The 19302-nt window shown below is 75.7% G+C and carries 18 protein-coding genes; 5 read left to right on the top strand and 13 right to left on the bottom strand.

Annotated elements, in window-relative coordinates:
* Positions 1-11: 11 nt before the first annotated feature.
* The 7 genes from OIM89_RS12565 to OIM89_RS12535 form a co-directional block, all read right to left on the bottom strand.
* The gene (locus tag OIM89_RS12565; RefSeq protein WP_151168538.1) at positions 12-608 is read right to left on the bottom strand and encodes a GNAT family N-acetyltransferase; all 597 of its coding nucleotides are present in this window, start codon (positions 606-608) and stop codon (positions 12-14) included.
* The gene (locus OIM89_RS12560) at positions 605-1159 is read right to left on the bottom strand and encodes a VOC family protein (protein WP_051727157.1); all 555 of its coding nucleotides are present in this window, start codon (positions 1157-1159) and stop codon (positions 605-607) included. Before OIM89_RS12560 ends, OIM89_RS12565 begins: the two co-directional genes overlap by 4 nt.
* Before the next feature lie 55 nt (positions 1160-1214).
* On the bottom strand, positions 1215-2114 hold the full coding sequence (locus tag OIM89_RS12555) for an oxidoreductase (RefSeq protein ID WP_175458739.1): 900 nt from the start codon (positions 2112-2114) through the stop codon (positions 1215-1217).
* A 78-nt stretch (positions 2115-2192) separates the two neighbouring features.
* Complete coding sequence (locus OIM89_RS12550) at positions 2193-3821, bottom strand: PTS transporter subunit EIIC (RefSeq protein ID WP_030697210.1); 1629 nt, start codon at positions 3819-3821, stop codon at positions 2193-2195.
* A 43-nt stretch (positions 3822-3864) separates the two neighbouring features.
* Positions 3865-4830 (bottom strand): N-acetylmuramic acid 6-phosphate etherase, encoded by a 966-nt coding sequence (gene murQ / locus OIM89_RS12545; RefSeq protein ID WP_030697211.1) that lies wholly within the window; start codon positions 4828-4830, stop codon positions 3865-3867.
* 55 nt (positions 4831-4885) lie between these two features.
* Complete coding sequence (locus OIM89_RS12540) at positions 4886-5809, bottom strand: MurR/RpiR family transcriptional regulator (protein WP_003949966.1); 924 nt, start codon at positions 5807-5809, stop codon at positions 4886-4888.
* 133 nt (positions 5810-5942) lie between these two features.
* Positions 5943-6884, bottom strand: a complete 942-nt coding sequence (locus OIM89_RS12535) for a VCBS repeat domain-containing M23 family metallopeptidase (protein ID WP_257203734.1) — start codon at positions 6882-6884, stop codon at positions 5943-5945.
* Positions 6885-7228: 344 nt separating this feature from the next.
* Between OIM89_RS12535 and OIM89_RS12530 the strand changes: the two genes are divergently transcribed.
* On the top strand, positions 7229-7939 hold the full coding sequence (locus tag OIM89_RS12530) for a histidine phosphatase family protein (protein WP_264491268.1): 711 nt from the start codon (positions 7229-7231) through the stop codon (positions 7937-7939).
* Between the two features lie 23 nt (positions 7940-7962).
* On the opposite strand, the gene OIM89_RS12525 is transcribed toward OIM89_RS12530, so the two are convergent.
* Positions 7963-8736, bottom strand: coding sequence for a hypothetical protein (locus tag OIM89_RS12525; protein WP_264491267.1), 774 nt, complete (start codon positions 8734-8736; stop codon positions 7963-7965).
* 70 nt (positions 8737-8806) lie between these two features.
* On the opposite strand from OIM89_RS12525, the gene OIM89_RS12520 reads away from it, so the two are divergent.
* Both OIM89_RS12520 and OIM89_RS12515 read left to right on the top strand, forming a co-directional pair.
* Positions 8807-9169 (top strand): hypothetical protein, encoded by a 363-nt coding sequence (locus OIM89_RS12520; RefSeq protein ID WP_030697215.1) that lies wholly within the window; start codon positions 8807-8809, stop codon positions 9167-9169.
* Positions 9170-9179: 10 nt separating this feature from the next.
* Entirely contained in the window at positions 9180-9455 is a 276-nt protein-coding gene (locus tag OIM89_RS12515) for a DUF4031 domain-containing protein (protein WP_030697216.1), read from the top strand.
* Between the two features lie 191 nt (positions 9456-9646).
* On the opposite strand, the gene OIM89_RS12510 is transcribed toward OIM89_RS12515, so the two are convergent.
* The 5 genes from OIM89_RS12510 to OIM89_RS12490 form a co-directional block, all read right to left on the bottom strand.
* Positions 9647-10057, bottom strand: a complete 411-nt coding sequence (locus OIM89_RS12510) for a DUF6234 family protein (RefSeq protein ID WP_226964220.1) — start codon at positions 10055-10057, stop codon at positions 9647-9649.
* Between the two features lie 117 nt (positions 10058-10174).
* Entirely contained in the window at positions 10175-11281 is a 1107-nt protein-coding gene (locus tag OIM89_RS12505; RefSeq protein ID WP_238470143.1) for a GNAT family N-acetyltransferase, read from the bottom strand.
* Between the two features lie 41 nt (positions 11282-11322).
* Positions 11323-12555: a Cmx/CmrA family chloramphenicol efflux MFS transporter gene (locus tag OIM89_RS12500; RefSeq protein ID WP_030697219.1), complete on the bottom strand. Its 1233-nt coding sequence runs from the start codon at positions 12553-12555 to the stop codon at positions 11323-11325.
* Positions 12556-12794: 239 nt separating this feature from the next.
* Positions 12795-13679, bottom strand: coding sequence for a hypothetical protein (locus OIM89_RS12495; RefSeq protein WP_030697220.1), 885 nt, complete (start codon positions 13677-13679; stop codon positions 12795-12797).
* The gene (locus OIM89_RS12490; RefSeq protein WP_030697221.1) at positions 13679-14125 is read right to left on the bottom strand and encodes a hypothetical protein; all 447 of its coding nucleotides are present in this window, start codon (positions 14123-14125) and stop codon (positions 13679-13681) included. Before OIM89_RS12490 ends, OIM89_RS12495 begins: the two co-directional genes overlap by 1 nt.
* Before the next feature lie 187 nt (positions 14126-14312).
* Here OIM89_RS12490 and OIM89_RS12485 point away from each other — a divergent pair, with 187 nt between their 5' ends.
* Together OIM89_RS12485 and OIM89_RS12480 are read left to right on the top strand one after the other, a co-directional pair.
* Entirely contained in the window at positions 14313-18461 is a 4149-nt protein-coding gene (locus OIM89_RS12485) for a CHAT domain-containing protein (protein ID WP_264491266.1), read from the top strand.
* 103 nt (positions 18462-18564) lie between these two features.
* Positions 18565-19245, top strand: a complete 681-nt coding sequence (locus tag OIM89_RS12480; protein WP_030697223.1) for a vWA domain-containing protein — start codon at positions 18565-18567, stop codon at positions 19243-19245.
* Positions 19246-19302: the final 57 nt, after the last annotated feature.

Genomic DNA, 19302 nt, shown 5'->3' with positions numbered 1-19302 from the left:
CCCCGCCGGGCTCACGGGCGCGGCTCCACCTCGCCGAGGATCAGCTGGTAGCGGTGGTGGTCGCGCCAGGCACCCGCGATGTGCAGGTAGTCGGGGGCGGTGCCGTACCAGGTGAAGCCCGCGCGGAGCAGGACGCGCTGGGAGGCGGTGTTGTCCAGCAGGGTGCCCGCCTCCAGCCGGTGCAGGCCGAGCGCGTCCCGGGCGTACGCCACGGCCTGGGCCAGCGCCTGCCCGGCGAGTCCGCGCCCGGTGTGCTCCCCGTCCACCCAGTAGCCGACCGAGGCGCTGAGCAGCGGCCCCCGGACGATCCCGGTGAAGGTGAGGGTGCCGAGCACCGGAGGCGTCCCCGGCACGTGGGAGCCGTCCAGCACCCACGGCACGGCCCGCCCGGCCTCCCACTCCCGCAGTTGCCCCGCGATCCGCTCGGCCTGCCCTTCGAGGGTGAGGAACCGCTCCCCGCGCCGGGGCTCGGTCGGCGCGAGGTGCGCGGCGTTGCGCCGGTACGCGGCGAGCAGGGCGGGGGCGTCGTCGGGGCGGACCAGGCGCATCAGGGCGCCGCCGGGGAGCTGGGCGTCCGGGACGGGGGCGGGGGAGCCGGGCTCGGTCATCCGGCCGATGGTACGCCGCAGGACGGGGGCGAGGCGGCCGGCCGCCACCGCCTGCGGTCCGTCTTCTCCTCGTACGGCTGCGGGTCCGGGTACGTCACCAGTTCCAGGGTGCTGCCCCACGGGGTGCGGAGGTAGGCGAAGCGGTTGGCGGGGCCCGCCTCGGGGCCGGGGAGGGGGTGCGGTGGGGAGAGGGGGTGGGCGCCCGCCTCGATGGCGCGGTCGCGGAGGGTGTCGAGGTCGTCGACGTACAGGGCGAGGTGCTGCCAGCCGAGATCGCTGGGGAGGGCCGGGGAGCGGCCGGGCGGGTCGTAGGCGAAGAGTTCGATGCCGGGGCCGTCGGGGAGGGCCAGCATGCGGATGGCCAGTTGGCGGGTGCCGGGCGGGACGCCGAGGCGCTGTTCGGTCTCCGGGCCGCCGACCGGCCCCCGGCCGGCGGGGAGCGTGTCGTACAGCACCTCGGCGCCGAGTGCGTCGGCCAGGAAGCGGGTGGCGGCCTCCAGGTCGGGGACGGTGAGGCCGATGTGGTCGATTCCTCGTACGCGTGCGGTCATCGCGCCATGATCCGGCGCCGGGGCGCGGCGGGGGTGCCGCCGCGCCGGGCGGGGGTCAGGCGTCGGGGGCGCCCAGCCGCTCCAACTCGGCCTCGCCCAGGCGCAGGGAGCCCGCCGCCACGTTCTCCTCCAGGTGGGCCGGGTCGGTGGTGCCGGGGATGGCGAGGACGTGCGGGCCCTGCTGGAGCGTCCAGGCCAGTTTCACCTGGGCGGGGGTCGCGCCGTGCGCCTCGGCGATCTCGCGCACGGCCTGTCCGGGCTCGCCGGCGCCCGCCTCGCGACGGGCGCCGGCGAGGGAGAAGAAGGGCACGTAGGCGATGCCGGCCTCGCCGCACTCCTGGACGAACTCCTGCTCCTCGGCGCTCGCGCCGATCCCGTACAGGTTCTGCACGCAGACCACCGGGGCGATGGCGCGGGCCTCCGCGAGGTGGTGCGGGCGGACGTTGGAGACGCCGAGGTGGCGGACGAGGCCCGCCTCGCGGAGTTCGGCGAGGGCGCCGACGTGGTCGGCGAGGGACTGGGTGGTCTCCTGGCGCGCGACGCGGAAGTTGACCACGTCGAGGTGGTCGCGGCCGAGCTGGCGCAGGTTCTCCTCGACCTGGCCGCGCAACTGCTCGGGCCGGGCCCACTGCCACTCGCCCCAGGTGTCGCGGCCCGGCCCGACCTTGGTGACGATGACCAGGTCGTCGGCGTAGGGGGCGAGGGCGGCGTTGATCAGCTCGTTGGCGGACCGGGTGGTGGAGAAGTAGAAGGCGGCCGTGTCGATGTGGTTGACGCCCAGCTCCACCGCCCGGCGCAGCACCCGCAGCGCGCGCTCGCGGTCGGTGCCGGGCCCGTTCAGAGGGCCGGGCAGCCGCATCGAGCCGTAGCCGACGCGGCGGACGGCGGGCAGGTCGTCGGCGAGCTGCCAGGTGCCGGAGTCCAGGGCCGAGGGGTGGGGCGGGGGTGTGGTCATGGGGTGGATTCAAGCAGGGCGTACGGCCCCCGGCACCGCGTTGTCGATCATGCGACGCGGTGCCGGGGGCCGTACGGGTCAGCTGCTCGGCGCGGGCGCCGGGGCGGGGGCCGGGGGCGTCCCCGGGCGGGGGTCGCCCGGGGTCCCGGATGCGTCCGGCGCGTCCGGGGAGTCGGGCGTGTCCGGTGCCGCGTCCGTCGGCTCCGACTCGGCGCGGGCCTCGCCGGACTCCCCGGCGTCGACATCGGCGTTGAGGTCGGTGAGCATCTGCTTGCTGAAGCCGAAGAAGTACGTGGCGAGGAAGCCGGCCAGGTAGCCGGTGAGGAGGCCGCCGCCGTAGACGGCGATGAGCAGGCCGAGGCTCTGGTTGCCCGCGAGGAGCGGGAAGAGGGCCCAGCCGGAGGGGCCGATCGCCGTGGAGCCGACGGTGTCGCCGAGCATCGAGAAGGCGCCGATGAAGGCACCGCCCGCCGCGCCGCCGACGCAGGCCGTGATGAAGGGGCGGCCCAGCGGCAGCGAGACCCCGTAGATCAGCGGTTCGCCGACGCCGAGGATGCCGGCGGGCATCGCGGAGCGGATGGTGCGGCGCAGCGAGGCGTTGCGGCGCAGCCGCAGGTAGACGGCGACGGCACAGCCGACCTGGCCGGCGCCGGCCATGGCGAGGATCGGCAGCAGCGCGGTGTAGCCCTGCGACTCGATCAGGGTGGTGTGGATGGGGATGAGCGCCTGGTGCAGGCCGAGCATGACCAGCGGCAGGAAGAGCCCGCCGAGGACGAACCCGGCGAAGGCGCCGGTGTTCTCCAGCAGCCAGTCGGCGCCGGTGCCGATGCCGGAGGCGATCTGCCCGGCGACGAACATCAGGCCGAAGACGGTGACCAGGCCGGAGACGAGCACCGTGACGGTCGGTGTGACCAGCACGTCCACCGCCTCCGGCACCCAGCGCCGGCACCACCGCTCGACGTAGACCGCGAGGACCGCCGCGCCCAGCGCGCCCAGCACCCCGCCCTGGCCGGGCGAGAGCTGGGAGCCGAACACCTCCACGTCCCCGATCCCGGGGAAGACGATGATCGAGGCGACGGCGCCGCCCAGGATCGGCGTACCGCCGAACTCCTTCGCCGTGTTGTAGCCGACGAAGACCGCGATCAGCGCCATGAAGCCGGAGGCGAGGGCGCCGAGTGCCGGGGTGACGCCGGGCGCCCAGCCGAGGTTCGTCAGCAGGCCGTTGACGCCCGCGATGATGCCGCAGCCGATCAGGGCCGGGATGAGCGGCACGAAGATGTTGGCGATGCGGCGCAGGAACAGCTTGAGCGGGGTGGCGTTGCGCGCCTTGCGCTCCGCCTTGATCTCGGCCCCGCGCGCCGCCAGCTCCTCGGCGGTGACCGGGTGCGGCTCGGGAGCGCCGGCGGTGGCGGGCACGGGCTGCGGAGCCGGAGCCGGAGAGGCCGCCCGCTCCTCCTCCACCAGCACCTCGAACTCCGGCGTGACCCGGGCGACCGTCCCCGGCCCGAGGACGATCTGGTACGTGTCGTCCTCGACCACGCCCATCACCCCGGGCACGGCCTTCAGGGCCTCGTCCTGGACGAGCGAGCGGTCCGCGAGACCCAGCCGGAGCCGGGTCATGCAGTGGACGACGGTGGTGACGTTGGCGGCGCCGCCGACGAGCGGGAGGATCGCGGCGGCGAGGGCGCGGTTCTTGTTCTCAGCCATGGTGCGTGCTGCCTTGCTGTGCGGGGGTGGGGCGGTGGTGCGGTCAGGTGGTGCTGCCGGGACGGGCGGCGGCGAGCGCCTCCCGCAGATGACCCCGGGCGTCGGTGAGCAGGCGGTCGGCGGCCGGGGCGTCGACGCCCCCCAGGATCGTCAGGATGGCGTTCTTCACCTCGCCGCCGGTGGCGGTCAGCGCCGCCTCGATCTCCTCGTCCCCGGCGCCGGTGGCCAGCGCGACGATGCGGCGCGAACGGGCGCGCAGCTTCTCGTTGGAGGCGCGCACGTCGACCATGAGGTTCCCGTACGTCTTGCCGAGCCGGATCATGGTGAGGGTCGAGATCATGTTCAGCACCAGCTTCTGCGCGGTGCCGGACTTCAGCCGGGTCGAGCCGGTCAGCAGCTCCGGCCCCACCACGACCTCGATGCCGTGGTCGGCGGCGGCCGCCAGCGCGCTGCCCGCGTTGCAGGACAGGCCGACGGTGAGCGCCCCGGCCCCCCGGGCGTACTCCACGGCGCCGACCGCGTACGGCGTGCGGCCCGAGGCGGAGATCCCGACCACCGTGTCGTCGGCGGTGAGCGCCAGCGCGGCCAGGTCCCCGGCGGCCAGCTCGGCGCTGTCCTCGGCGCCCTCGACCGAGGTGACCAGGGCGGTGGGGCCGCCCGCGATGAGGCCGACGACCTCGGCGGGGTCGGTGTTGAACGTGGGCGGGCACTCGCTGGCGTCCAGCACGCCGAGCCGCCCGGCCGTGCCGGCGCCCGCGTAGACCAGCCGTCCGCCGCGCGCCATCCGCTCCGCGATCTGGTCGATGGCGGCGGCGATCTCGGGGAGCACCCGCGCCACGGCGCCGGGCACGGTGGCGTCCTCCGCGTTCATGGTGCGGGCGATCTCCAGCGTGGAGAGCCGGTCGATCTCGGCCAGCTCGGGCCGGAACGCCTCGGTGGTCAGCGTCTCGAGCTGGGCCCGGAGGCCCCCGCCGGAGGGGGCGTCTGCACGGGCGGTGGTGTCGGTCATCGGGCGGGCTCTTTCGGTACGGGGTGCGGGTGCGGGGTTCTGGGGCGGGCGCGGGTCAGCGGCGCCCGGAGCGCGGGTCGTGGCGGTGCGCCAGCGCCTCGTACGAGGCGGAGAGCGCGGGCGCCGCCGTCTCGTACGTACGCTGCGCGACGCCCACGAAGAGGCAGTCCACGACGAGGAGCTGACTGGTCCGCGAGGACATCGCGGCCGGCCGCAGCTCGCTCTCGCGCGCCGTCGAGGTGGTCAGCAGGTGGTCGGCGTACTGGGAGACGGCGCCGTCGGGCCGCCCGGTCACCGCGATCGTGGTGGCGCCCCGCTCGAAGGCGGTGCGCAGCGGCTCGATCACGTCGCCGGTGGTCCCGGAGTGGGTGATGGCGATCGCCACGTCACGCGGGCGCAGCTGCACGGCGTTGGTCACCGCCAGGTGCGGGTCCGCGTGGGCGTGGGCGATCAGACCTATCCGCAGCAGCTTCTGCGCCAGGTCCTGTGCGACGAGGCCGGAGGCCCCGATGCCGTAGATGTCGATCCGCCGGGCCCCCGCCAGCGCGTCCACGCACGCCGCGAGCTGCGCGGTGTCCAGCCCGGCGGCGGTGTCGGCGAGGGTCTGCTGCTCGTCGTAGGCCAGCTTCGCCACCACGTCCGCCAGCGAGTCGTCCACCGCGATGTCGGCGGTCACCGCCGGCGACTGCCCCGACTCCTGCTGTGCCGCGAGCCCCGCCAGCGCCAGCCGCAGATCCCGGTACCCCGGATACCCCAGCAGCCGGGCCGTCCGGACCACCGTCGCCTCACTGGTCCCGGTCAGCTCCGCCAACCCGGTCACGGTCAACGCCGAACACCCCGCGGGGTCCCCCGCCACGGCCTCCGCGACCCGCTGCATCGACCGCGTCATCGACGGCGCCAACGTCCTGACCTTGGCCGCGAGCGCGGCGGGGGCGGGCGGGGCGGAGTGCCCGAAACTTTCCTTCACGTTGCTGGTCACCTTTGAAAGGTATTTTCAGAGTCAGGTGTTTGGCAAGAGGTGACGGCGGTCGGGGAACGGCGGCGGCCCGCCGGACCATCCGGGGTGGAGGGTGGTCCGGCGGGCCGTGGCGGAGTGCCGTCGGCGCGGGCGCCTACATCACGAACCGGAAGCTCTGCCAGCCGTGGCCGAGCTGCTTGCGCGGGCCGAAGCCCTTGCCGGTGTGGGGGTAGTACCAGAGCTTGCCGCCGGAGTCGACGCCGAGGATGTCGGCCTTGCCGTCGCCGCTCCAGTCGGCGGCCATGACGTGGCGGAAGGAGCCCCAGCCGTGGCCGAGCTGGACGGGTGAGCTGAGGGCGTTGCCGTTGTGCGGGTAGTACCAGAGCTTGCCGCCGGAGTCGACGCCGAGCACGTCCGCCTTGCCGTCGCCGCTCCAGTCGGAGACGCGCTCCAGGTCGGGGCGGGTGGAGGAGCCCGGCCGGTTCTGGCTCAGCGGGGCGGAACCGGTGGGGTAACTGGTGCCCGTCTCCACGGTGTTGGGTATCTCGCGGCTGAGGAAGCTGCTGCAGTGCACCACGTTCCAGTGCAGGTGCGGGCCGGTCACGTTGCCGGTCGCGCCCGAGCTGGCGATCCGCTGGCCCTGCCCCACCCGGGCCCCGGCCCGGACGCTGACGGAGCTGAGGTGGGCGTACTGGGTGCACCGGTTGTCGCCGTGGTTGATCAGGACTTGGTTGCCGCCGCCCCCGTCGGTCCAGCCGGCGTAGTGCACCGTGCCGCCAGCCGAGGCGACGATGGCGGTGCCCGTGCCCATGGCGAAGTCGACGGCGTGGCGGTTGTAGTCGTCGTTGTGCGAGTAGCCGCTGCCCGGGGTCTGGGTCACGGTGTACCGCTGGCCCGCCGGGTACGGCAGTTTGAACGGCGCCCCCGCCGCGAGGCCGGTGACCGGGCCGGGTGCCGGGCCGGAGACGGCCCGCACCTGTGGTCCGGGGGTACCCGGCGAGCCGCCCGTCGTTCCCGCGTACGCGGCTCCGGCGGGCGCCGCCGTGGTGAGGAGGGCGAGAACGAGGCCGAGCCCGGCCCTGACGCTGTGCCGCACGAGCGCCTCCCTGGCTGAAGGGAGGGAGGCGCGCGGCACGGGTGTGCCGTTACCCCCCTCCGGGTCAACAAAATGTGGACGTCCGGTGTGCGTCAGACGATGCGGCAGCGGCGGGAGAGCCGTCAACGGAGCCGCGGGCCCATTCGCCCCGGCTGGGTCCGGGCCCAGGCGTCGACCCGCTCACTCTTCCCTCAGGCACCGCGACCGGCAGCGGACTTGGGGCGACACGGAGGTGACGGGGACGGCCGCCGGTCCGCCCGGAATGCCGGGCGGCGCACCGGGGAAAGGCTGGAGGTGCGTCGCGCACCCGGGCGCCCCCGCCACCGGTCACGAAGGGACCCCGCATGCCCACCCCGCTCCTGTCCCTCCCGCCCCTCCCCACCGTCACCCGCCTCGCCTCCGTCACCGTCGTCCGCCACGGCGAGAGCGAGGCCAACGTCCGGTACCGGCGGGCCGTGGGGACGGGGGACGTGGCCGTGCCGGAAGGGCGGGCCGAGGACACCGCGTTGACCAGGCTCGGGGAGGAGCAGGCGGCGGCGTTCGGGCGGTGGTTGGCCGGGGCGGGGGTGGAGGCCGGGCCGGAGTTGGTGGTGTGTTCGCCGTACGTGCGGGCGCGGCGGACGTGGGAGCTCGCGGCGGGGGAGTTCGGGGAGCGGGCAGTGCCGCCCGTGGTGGTCGAGGAGCGGGTGCGGGACCGGGAGAACGGGGTGTTCGCGCTGCACTCGCCGCCGGCGTGGCGGGCGGCCGACCCGGAGGAGTGGGCGCGGCGGGAGCGGAGCGAGGAGTGGACGTACCGGCCGCCGGGTGGGGAGTCGCTGGCGGACGTGGCCCTGCGGGTGCGCGGGCTGCTCGGGGATCTGGACGCGGTGGCGGCGGGGCGGCGGGTGCTGATCGTGGCGCACGACGCGGTGGCGCTGGCCGTGGCGTACGTGCTGGAGGGGATCGGGGCGCCGGTGCCCGACCGGCCGCAGGTGGCCAATGCCTCCGTGTCCACCTGGCACAACGAGGGCGGGCGCCTCGTGCCGGGGGTCTGGAACAGCACCGGCCACCTGTAGCCACAGCGGTCAGCGGCCCCCGGTCAGGATTCGACCGAGAAGGCGAGTTCGGCGTAGCGGTACTCCGCGATCTCCTCGGGGGTGCCCGAGATGTAGGTGATGCAGTCGCCGTCGGAGACCGCGCCCTCCGGGATGGCCACGAGGAGGATCTCCCCGCGGTCCTCCAGCGGGTCGTGCCAGGCGGGGGACCAGCCGCCGAGCTGGATCTCGTAGGACCAGGGGGCGGAGACCAGCGACTCCAGCTTCGCGAACAGCTCGTCCAGGAGCTCGGCCCGTTCGGCGTTCCCCTCCACGTAGGCGGCCGCCTCCGGTATCTCCGCGCTGTCGACGTACTTGGGTGTGGTGAGGCCCGGTACGGCGTGGAGCGGGAAGGGGGCGACGGACGCCAGGGGGTCCCGCTCCGCCGGGGGGCGTTCGACGGTTTCCGTTCCCGCCGGGACGTGGAAGACCCAGCCGTGGTCCTGGTCCGTGATCTCGGCGAGGACTGCCACGTGGCCGTCGGTGGGGAAGGCGATGTCGAGGACGCCGGTGGGCAGGGCGGCGCAGTCGACGGTCAGGACGTGCGGGACGTAGCCGGGGACCTCCACGCCCTTCGGCAGCCGGGCGGGTCCGCCGACCCGGGCGGCCGGGCGGACCTCTGTCCGCAGCTCCTCCGGCAGTTTCTCGTACGGGCAGAGGTGGAGGCAGGGGCGCAGGAGGCGGACGTACGCCTCGGTCACCGGCTCGGGGAGGCCGAGGGCACGCCCGGCGTCGAGGGCGGCCTCGCGGACGGCTTCGTGGGTGAGGATCGCGGTCATGGGCGGCACCGCGCGATGCCCCGGCGGCACGGCCGCGCCGCGGGGGACAGCCCGGGGGGACAATGGACCCATGAACGACATGGCGCGGACGGAACAGGCCCTGCACACCGCCCGGGCGGCGGTCCTCGCCGATCTCGGGGCGCGGTCGGCCGAGGAGGCCGACCTGGTGGAGGACGCGGTGGCCGGGCGGCGCTGGTGGGTCGAGCAGTGGCCCGAGGGCGCGGCGTACGTCACCGGGCTGGTCGCGCAGGACGTGCAGGACGCCCTGCTGGAGCGGGTCGGGCGCTGGCCGCTCTGCCCGGTCTGCGGGGACGAGGACCCGCACGCCCTGGACGTCGAACCGGAGCTGGGCGAGGACCCGCACTGGGTGTGCGGCAAGGCCGGGACCGTGATCGCGCCGGTCGGCTCGCTCGGCGGCGCCCCGACGGGCTGACGGGGCGCCCGTGATCTACATCGACCCGCCCACCTGGCCCGGCCACGGCCGCCTCTGGTCGCACCTGGTCAGCGATGTCTCGTACGAGGAGCTGCACGCCTTCGCGGCCCGGATCGGGGTGCCGCCGCGCGCCTTCGAGCGCGACCACTACGACCTGCCCGCCCACCGGTACGCGGACGCGGTACGGGCCGGGGCCGCCGAGGTCTCCAGCCGGGAGGTGGTCGTGCTGCTCACCCGGGCCGGGCTCCGGCGGCGCAAGCGGCGGGATGGCGGGGGACCCTCTTAGCGGCCGGCCGGTCGCCCGTTCAGCCTCGGCCCACGCGCTCCCGCGCCTGAGATGGGGCCCGTCTGGACGCAGGGTCAAGGAGTGGGGAGCCCGGGTCAAGGACAGGGGGCCGTGGGCTTGGCAGGCTTTCTCTCGCGGAGCCCCGGCTCCTCCCGGCGGGGGATGGGGAGGGCCCGGGGCCCGCGGTGCGCTCAGCCGCCCAGGTGGGCGCACTCCTGGCTGTGGCCGCCGCTGCGGCAGCCGGCCATGCCCGGCGCCTCCGGGGCGGTCGGTGATCCGGGCGGGGGTTCCGGGCGGGCGGAGTCGTGGGTGGCGAGGGCGAGGGCGGTGAGGGCGGCGCCGGTCAGCAGGACCGCCATGAGGCCCTGGGTGACGGCGACGCCCCACGCCCGGCGGCCGCCCCAGGTGACCGCCACCGCGCCCGCGCCGACCCCGATCGCGACCACGGCGAGCAGGTAGGGGGCCGGGGAGACCTCGGGCGCCGGGGTCCCGGCGTCCAGGTGGAAGGAGGCGAGGAACCAGATCAGCAGCGCGGCAGCCGTCAGTGCCACCTCCAGCACGATCAGCCCCAGCGCCACGCCGAACTGAGCCGGAGCGCCCATCGGTTCGGGAGGCTCGGCCGGGGGCGGGAGCCTGGTCCCGGGTCTCGGTGAGGGTGAACTCGGCGTCATGGCACGGACTGTGGCGCACCGGACGGGTACGCGCATGAGTAGACGTACTCAGGCCCGCCGCTCGTACCGCAGGTCCATCCCCTCGTCCAGGTCCTCGACGACCGGAGGGTCGGCCGGGGTGAAACCGGCGCGGCGCAGGACGGCTTGGGACGCCCGGTTGTCGGGGTCGACGCGGGCGCGCAGGGTGGGGGAGCCGGGCTGGCCCAGGCCCCAGACGGCGAGGGCGCGCAGGGCGGCGGTGGCGTGGCCGTGGCCGCGGGCCTTCTCCTGGAGGCCGTAGCCGACCTCGGCGCTGCCGGTCTCGTCGGGCGGGCCGTGGAAGCCGACGGTGCCCAGCGCCCGTTCGTCGCGGAGCCGGACCAGGACGAAGGTGCCCCACTCGGGCCGGTGCGTGCCCCGGGCGTACGCCCGCGCCACCATGGCGCCCGCCGCGCGGCTGCCCTCGTCGGGGTCGTCCCCGAGCCAGGTGTGGCCGGCCGTACCGCCGACCGAGAGGTCCATCGCGGCGGCGGGGGAGAGTTCGCGCAGCTCCAGCACGTCCGCGGCCTCCTCGTCCTCGACGGGGAGCACGATCGCGTTGTGCCAGTGCCAGGACGTGACCTCGGGCCGCCCCGGGAGCTCGCCGCGGCCGGTCGCCCACAGCAGGGTGCGCGCCGGGTCGGGGCCCGGCTGCACGTGCGGGAAGAGGTGGGCCAGCAGCGACTGGCTGAGCTGCCCCGGCGGCCGCCAGCGCTCCGCCCCGAGCCCGCACGCGATGTCGTACGTGTGCAGCAGCAGCTCGGCGACGCCCATCCCCGCGAACCCGGTCCGGTCCCCGGCGCCGTACGCGAAGGGGTGCCAGCCGCGCACCCCCGGCGGCGTCGTGCGGACGACGGCCGAGAGCAGGCCGCCGGTGGCGGTGACGACGCCGGCCGCGTCCTCGTTGCTCAGCCCGTCCTCCAGCGTGATGCCGAACCCGACGTACCGGGAGGTGGCGCGGCCGGTCAACTGCCCGGCGTACGCGATGAGATCGTCCGCCACGTGCTCCACCGTGCACCGCACCGTCCACTCCAGGGAACCGGCCGGCACCTCCCAGTCCCGGTCGGCGACCGACCGCAGCAGCGCCGCGCACTCCGCGACGGCCTCGTCCACCTGATCCGCGCCCATCTCCAGCATGAGCCCGAGGGTAGGCGCTGCGGCCGGGACCGGCAGGGGTTTCACGCGGTGCCGGAGGCGGGCGCGGTCTGCGGCTCGGGCAGGTCCGGGGACCGGCCGGCCGAGCGGGCCGCGACCCTGCTGCGACCACCGCCCTTGCCCAGCCGCAGGGCCAGCGCGACCGCCGCGATGCCGACGAGGAGCATGGCCGCGCCCGCCCAGGCGGTGGCCGGGTAGCCGAGGCCCGCGTCGATGACGGTGCCGCCGAGCCAGGGGCCGCCGGTGTTGCCGAGGTTGAAGGCGGCGGTGGTGGTGGCGCCGGCCAGGGTGGGGGCGGCGCCCGCGACGTTGAACATGCGGGCGTTGAGCGCCGGGGCGGTGTAGAAGGCGGAGAGGCCCAGCAGGAAGGAGAGGGCGACGGCGAAGGCGGCGGTGGAGGAGAGCAGGGCCAGCGCGGTGAGGAAGACGGCGGAGGCCGCCATCCCGCTCAGCAGGACGCCGAAGAGGTGCGCGTCGGCCACCCGTCCGCCGATCGCCGTCCCGACCAGCGCGCCCGCGCCGAAGAGCGCCAGCACCCACGGCACCGAGGACTCGGCCAGTCCCGCCACGTCGGTGAGGAGCGGCGCCATGTAGCTGAACGCGCAGAAGACGCCGCCCGCGGCGAAGGCGGTGGCGACGATCGCCAGCCACACCTGCCGGTCCGCGTAGATCGCCAACTCCATGCGCAGCACCGGCTTCTCGGCCGGACGCGGGATGCGCGGCACCCGCGCCACCACCCCGATCAGCGCCACCGCCGAGGCCGCCGCCACCGCCCAGAACGCCGAGCGCCAGCCGAACTGGTCGCCGAGGAAGGCGCCCATCGGCACCCCGAGCACGTTGGCGACGGAGAGCCCGCCGATCATCACGGCCATCGCCCGCGCCCGCGAGGTGACCGGCACCATCGCGATGGCCACCGCCGCCCCGACCGCCCAGAACCCGGCGCAGGCCAGCGCGCTGACCACCCGGGAGGCGAACAGCACGCCGTACGAGGGGGCGAGGGCGCCCGCGACCTGGCCGAGGCCGAAGACGGTGATCAGCGCGATCAGCGTCACCCGGCGCGGCAGCCGCAGCGTCGCCACCGCCAGCAGCGGCGCGCCCACCACCATGCCGACGGCGAACGCCGATATGAGCAGCCCCGCCTGCGGAATGGTGACGCCCATGTCGCGCGCGATCGGCGGCAGCAGCCCCGACAGCATGAACTCACTGGTCCCGAGGGCGAAGACGGCGAGCCCGAGGACGTAGACGGCGAGGGGCATGCGTGCGCGGGCGTCGGGCCCGGCTCGCTCCGGGGGCGCGGCGGGCTGCTCCGGGGCGGTCGTGGGGGCGGGGGTGCGGGTGGGATCGGGCTCGCGAGGGTGCTCAGCTGAATCGGACACGTGGGGGCAACGGCCGCCGGGGGGACGGCATTCCCGGTGCCGCGGAGGACCGCGCGCGGGGGCCGGGGGCCCTGCGGGCACCCCCGCGTCCGCCGTGCCGTTCCCGCACGACGGCCTCGTCAGGCGAGGCGGCGTGCGACCGCCCGGCCCAGTTCGCCGGCCGGGGTGTCCTCCCCGCCCCGTACGCCCAGCCGTTCCGCCAGGTCCGTCAGATGCAGGTCGACCGCCGTCTCCACGAGCGTGGCGAGCAGGCTCGCGGCGACGCGGGCGCGGCCGACGGCCGTGGCGAGGACCGCGGCCGCGACGAGCGCGCCGGGCCACCACAGCACCGCGAGTGCCGCGTACAGCACTGCCCAGCCGGCCAGCCGTGCGGCGGAGTCGTACGCCTGGCGGGCGCCGGTGATGTCGGCGCGCAGGGTTTCGGGCAGCAGGGCCCAGAGCCGTGGCCAGGCCGGCTCCAGGTCGAGCGCGTGGCGCCGGTGCACCCGGACCGCGGCTCGGTGGAAGAGGTCCCCGATCCGGGTCGGGCGCTCGGGCCGTTGAGGCTTCCGCCGGCGGGCCGCGTGCCGGGCGTAGGCGTGTGCCAGCCGTCCGCCCGGACGCCGGCCGGAGGAGGTCCGGGCGATGGCGCGACGGGCCCGCTCCGCCTGTCGCCGCCGGCTGCGCCGGCGCCACCGCACCACCCAGGACAACGGGGGCCCGGCACCGGTGGCGCCCCACAGCCGTTGGAACGCCCCGCCGAGCGCTCCGGCCGCCAGACCGGCGGCGCCGGCCGCCAGCAGCCCCGACGCGACGGCCAGCGCCACGGCGGAGAAGCTCCGTCCCGCCCGGTCCCGGGCGATCTCGTCCAGCCACGCGGACAGGCGGCCGGCGTCGAACGGGTGCGCGTGACCGAGCCGTACGGAGATGACCAGGGCCGCGACCCACAGCAGGCCGGCCAGGACGACGGTCTGCAACCAGCGTTCCGCGATCCGGGTACCGATCCCGGTGAGCAGCGCGGACATCAGCGCGGCGGGTAGGCGCGCAGCGGCGTGCCGCCGGCCGCGCAGGCGGGCCGGGCGGTCGCCTCCTCGGGGAACACCACCCGGCCGCAGTGGCTCCACGGGCAGACCCAGGCGTCCACCGGGTCCGCCCCGGCCGCCGGGGTGCCGCCCGGCGTCAGCGCGAACCCGGGAGGCAGCCGCGCGTCTGCCGACCGGAGGTGTTCGAGACCGCGTACGTCCAGGTCGGCCAGGCCGTGGCGGGCGCAGGCGTCCTCGATGGCGTCCAGCAGGGCCCCGAGCCGTGCCGTGGAGGCCGGGGCGCCGGAGGCGTCGGGCGCGGTGGGCAGGAGGCCGAGGAGTTCTTCCAGCTGGGGCCCCGCGCCGGCGGCCTCGATCTCCGCCGCCATCGTCCGGTGCCGGGTGAGCTGGTCGCACAGCACTCCCAGCCGGTCCCGCACGTCGTTCACGGTCCCCCACCTCCCCATCGCGCCAACGAGCCGCCAACTCCCCGGCAACCGGGCAAGATTGGCAGTGTACCGCCCTGTAGCCAGGTGTACGCGGACAGAGAGGGACGTGATGCCCGACCCGAACGAGTGGCTCGCGGATCTCCGGCGGCGTGTCCGAACGGCCCGTGCCACGGGGGACCTCCGTACCGTGTGCACCGCCGAGGCCGCGAGCGCGGCCGACGCGCTCACCCCGGTCTTCGGGCCGGCTCCCGACTTCGCCAGCGCCGCCGTTCTGGGCTGGTACCACTGGCTGCGCTTCCAGGCGGAGGACGGGGTGGACCAGGAGAAGCTGGTCCAGGCCGTACGCCTGCTGGCACCGGTGCACGCGGTGGACCCCGGAGCCGTACCCGAGGAACTGGCCGCCGTGTACGCGGGCGACGAGGGGACCGATGCCGAGGAGGCCCTGGAGTACGGCCTCCTCCTGGGCCTCGCCCACGAACGGAGCGGCGCGGTCCCGCTGCTGCGCCGTGCCACCGAACTCTTCCGCATCGCGGCGGCGGGCCCCTCCCTCACGGGCCTCGACCGGGCGATGGCGCTGAACAACCTGGGCCACACCCTTCGGGCGGTCTACGAGGCCACGGGGGACGCGACGGCCCTGGACGAGGCCGTCGCGGTCGCCCGGCAGGCGGTGAGAGTCACGCTCCATCCCGAGCACGCGATGTTCCTCAACAACCTCGGCATCGCCCTGTTCCGTCTGTCCGTCCGGGACGACGACACGGCCGCGCTGGACGAAGCGCTGACCGCCTGCCGCCGGGCCGTGGCCGCGACCCGCCCGGGCCACCCCCACCTGGTGCGGTACCGCGCCACCCTCGGGCTCGTGCGGAGCAGGTGGGCGGAGCTGCACCAGGACGCCACCGCGGGCGCCGAGGCGATCTCGCTGCTCCGGCTCGCGGTGTCCGCGACACCCGGCCGGGACCCGGCTCACCGCGACCGCCTCCTGCTCCTCGTCCGCGCGCTGGACGCACAGTTCGGACACACCGGTGACGAGGCGCACCTCGACGAGGCGGTGGCCTTCGGGCGACAGGCCGTCGCCATGACGCCCGAAGGCCACCCGGAGCGCTGCGAGGCCCTCAGGACGCTCGCCGGGGTTCTCGCGTCGTCGGCCGGTCAGGCACACGACCTCCCGCTGCTGCGTGAGGCGGTCGCCACCGCCCGGAACGGGGTCGCCGCCGCCGACGCGTCGCACCGTGCCAGGTGTCTGCTCCAGCTCGCCGTGTGCCTGTGCGCGGTGGCCGAGTCCGCGTCCGACCCCGGCGAAGGGGGCCCGGCCGCGGCCGAGGCCGTTGCCGTCGCCCGTGAGGCCGCGGCCGGCCCGGGCCACGAGTTCCTGGGCGTGCTGGCCCACGCCCTGCTCCGCCGGTTCCAGCACACCGGTGACACACGGACGTTGACCGAGGCGGCGGAGGTCGCCCGGCGCGCCGTCGCCGCCGCGCCCCCGGGCACCCCGGGGCACGCGTCCCGGGCGAGCAACCTGGTGTTCATCCTGTTCCGCCTGCACGACGTCGCCGCCGAGGACCGCGTCCTTCGGGAGGCGATCGCCCTCGGCCGCCAGGCGGTCGCCGCCCTGCCGGAGGGCCACGGGGCCCGGCCCGCCGCCCTGTCCCATCTCGGAGCGGTCCTGATCCGGGCGTACGAGCACACCGGGCGGGCGGCGCTCGCCGAGGAGGCCGTCGCCCACCACCGCGGGGCGGTCGCCGCGTCTCCCGGCCTGGTGAGCGCGGCCAGCTGGCTCATGAACCTCGGGATGGCCCTGGCCTCGCTGGGGCGCGGCGAGGGCCGCCCCGAACCCGCCCGGGAAGCCGTCACCGTCCTGCGGAAGGCGCTGGAGGCGCTGCCGAGCGGCCACCCGGAACGGGCGACCGCGCTGAGCAACCTCGCGATCGCCCTGTCCGGGCACTCCTTCCACACGGACGACCCCGCCGCGGTGCTGCGCGAAGCCGTCCGTACCGCGCGCGCCGCCGTCACCGCCACGCCCGCCAGCCATCCGCACCACGCCCAGCACCTGAACACCCTCGGACTCACGCTGTGGGCCCTGGCCTGGCAGACCGGCGACTCCGCGCCCCTGCGGTCGGCGGTCGAGGCCGGCCGGCAGGCGTGTGCGGCCGCTCCCCCGCACCACCCCCACCGGGCGATGTTCCTGGGCAATCTGAGCTCCGCACTGCGGATGTCCTACGCCCGCACCGGGAAGCCGGAGGAGATCGCCGAGGCGGTCGCGGTCTGCCGGGAAGGGCTGGCCACGCTGGCCCGGGACCACCCGTACCGGCTCCGGCTGCTGTACAGGCTCGCCGACACGCTGTTGACCCGGGCCTTCTGGGACGACGATCCCCGCCTCCTGGAGGAGGCGACCGAGGTCTGCCGGGAGGCTGCCGCCGTCCTCGGCGACGACGGGCTCCGGCCGCTGGAGGGCCTGCACATGCTGGCCGCCGCGCTCGTGCTCGCCGCCGTACGGGACGGGGACGCCGCCCCGCTGCACGAGGCCGTCGCACACACCCGCGAGGTGACCGAGCGCGTCGGCCCCGGCGGGCCGGACAGTTCCGCCGCCCTCAGCCAGCATGCCGGCGTGCTCTACCTGCTGCACGCCCGGACCGGCGACGGCCGTCTGCTCGAAGAGGCGCTCTCCGCCGCCCGCACGGTGGGCGCGGACGAGTCCGCCGAACCCGGACTGCGCATCCTCGCCCACCGTCTGCTCGCCGCACTGTCCGAGCCCAGGGAGGCACTGGCCTCGGCCGAGGCGCTGGTGGCCCTGCTCCCGCAGCTCGGTGGTGGGGCGCTGGACGTGGGCGACCTGGGGCAGATGCTCGGCGGCCTCGGGGCGGTCGCGCCGGTCGTGGCCGGGGCAGCCGTGGCGGCCGGCAGTCCCGCGCGGGCCGTGGAACTGCTGGAGCAGTCACGGGGCCTGCTGACCGCCGAGCCCGTCGCCGCCGCCGGCGCCGACCTGGACCGGCTCCGTGCGCGCGCCCCCCGGCTCGCCGCCGCCTTCTCTGACCTGCGGAACCGGCAGGAGGCGCTCACCCGCCCCGGCCCTGCGCCCGGGGACTCACCCGTGACACCCGAGACCCGGGCCGTCGCCCGGCTGGAGACCCAGCAGGCGTGGCACGCCCTGCTCCGCCGGGTCCGCGCCCTGGACGGCTTCGCGGAGTTCCTCATGCCCCCGCGAGCCGCCGCCCTGACCACAGCGGCGGCCGAAGGCCCGGTGGTCTACGTCTACGCCGCGGTGAAGCGCTGCGACGCGCTCATCCTGACCGGAGACCCCGACGACCCGGTGACGGTGGTGCCCCTCCACCGGCTGCGCGAACCCGAACTCGCCCGGCAGGCCCAGGCACTGGCGACCGCCGTCGACCGGTCCGTCGACCCGGATGTGGACCCCGCGGCACGCCGCGCCGCCCAGGCCGAGGTCCTGGAGGTGCTCGCCTGGCTCTGGGACACCGTCGCCGAACCGGTGCTCACCGCCCTGGGGCACACCGGGCCCCCTGACCCCGGCCGGCCCTGGCCCCGGCTGTGGTGGTGCCCTGTCGGCAATCTCGCGCACCTGCCCCTGCACGCCGCCGGGCACCACGGCGACGTGACCGGCGCCGACGACTCGCCGCACCGGCACGCCCCCCGGACGGTGCTGGACCGGGTCGTCTCCTCCTACACCGCCACCGTCCGGGGTCTGGCCCGGGCCCGCGCGGCCGGCCACGAGGGCGGCGCCCCGGCGCCCCGCGCGGCGGTCCGTACCGTCGTCGTCCCCGTCGCGGACGCGCCCGGAGCCGGAGTCCTCCCGGGCGCCGCGGCCGAGGCCGGGCTGCTCGCCGAACTGCTGCCCGGGGCCACGCTCCTGACGGACCCGACACGCGCCTCCGTGCTCGCCGCCCTCCCGGGCCACCAGGTCGCCCACTTCGCCTGCCACTACCGGCCCGCCCGGATCGATCCCTGGCAGGGCACCCTGCTCCTCCCCGACCACCGGCGGGACCCGCTGACGGTGTCCGACGTCGCCGCCCTGCGACTGAGCGGCGGACTCGCCTACCTCTCCGCCTGCTCCACCACCCGGACCCGGCTCGCCGACGAGGCGCTGCACCTCACGGGAGCCTTCCAGCTCGCCGGCTACCCGCACGTCGTCGGCACGCTGTGGCCGGTCGGCGACCGGTCCGCCCAGCGGCTCACCGTCGACTTCTACCGCGCTCTCACCCACGAAGGCCGGACGCCGCCCGAGCTCGCGCACACAGCCACGGCCCTGCACCACGCCGTCCGTCGGCTCCGCGAGGCGTACCCCCTCGTGCCCACGGCCTGGAGCGGGCACACTCACACAGGCAGGTGATGGAGATTGCGCGAAGAAACGGGACGACGCGCGTCGTCCTTGTCCACCTGGTGCCACATTCGTGGAAACAACACGACCACATGCGAAACGGGGGCGAATCCGCATGGCGGAACCACGAGGTGTCCTGCTGCCGGCGTACGTACTGGTCGACGAGTCGGGGTCGATGGCGCCGTACCGCGGCGACCTCGCGGGCGGAGTGGCCTCGCTCTGCGAGGGACTGCGGGCCGAGCCGATGCTCTCCGCCAAACTGCGGCTGACCGTGCTGGGTTTCTCCGACGACGTGCAGGTACGGCTGGCCATGTCCGACATGCGCTCCGCGACGAGCCTGCCCGAGGTGGCCATCCGGGGCCTGACCGACTACCGGGCGGCCTTCGACGACCTGCTGAAGCGCGTTCCGTACGACGTGCAGCGGTTGCGCGGTGAGGGGTACAAGGTGCACCGCCCGGTGGTGTTCTTCCTCAGCGACGGGCAGCCCACCGACGGAGGGTCCTGGCGCGGCCCGCACGGCACGCTCACCGACAAGGCGCGGACGCCCACGGCCCCGAACATCGTCGCGTGCGGCATCGGCGACGCGCAGGCGTCCACCATGGTCGAGGTGGCGACGCGGAAGGAGTTCGCGTTCGTCGCCAAGTCCGGTACCGACGTCGGCAGGGCCGTCGCCGAGTTCTTCCACGCGCTCACCGCGAGCCTGGTCGCCACGGGCCAGGCGCTGAACTCGGGCGACCCGCACCTGGTGGTGAACCGCCCGGACCAGTTCACCATGGCGATCGACGAGGTCGGCTGATGGGAGGGCCGGGCCCGCACGTTCCCGGCCCCGGAGCGGACAGCCGTGTTCCCGGGC

The sequence above is a fragment of the Streptomyces sp. BI87 genome (genome assembly GCF_025957665.1).
Classification (GTDB): Bacteria; Actinomycetota; Actinomycetes; order Streptomycetales; family Streptomycetaceae; genus Streptomyces; species Streptomyces albidoflavus.
The sequence above is the reverse complement of the archived record's forward strand: the minus strand, read 5'-3'. Positions and strand labels throughout refer to the sequence as shown.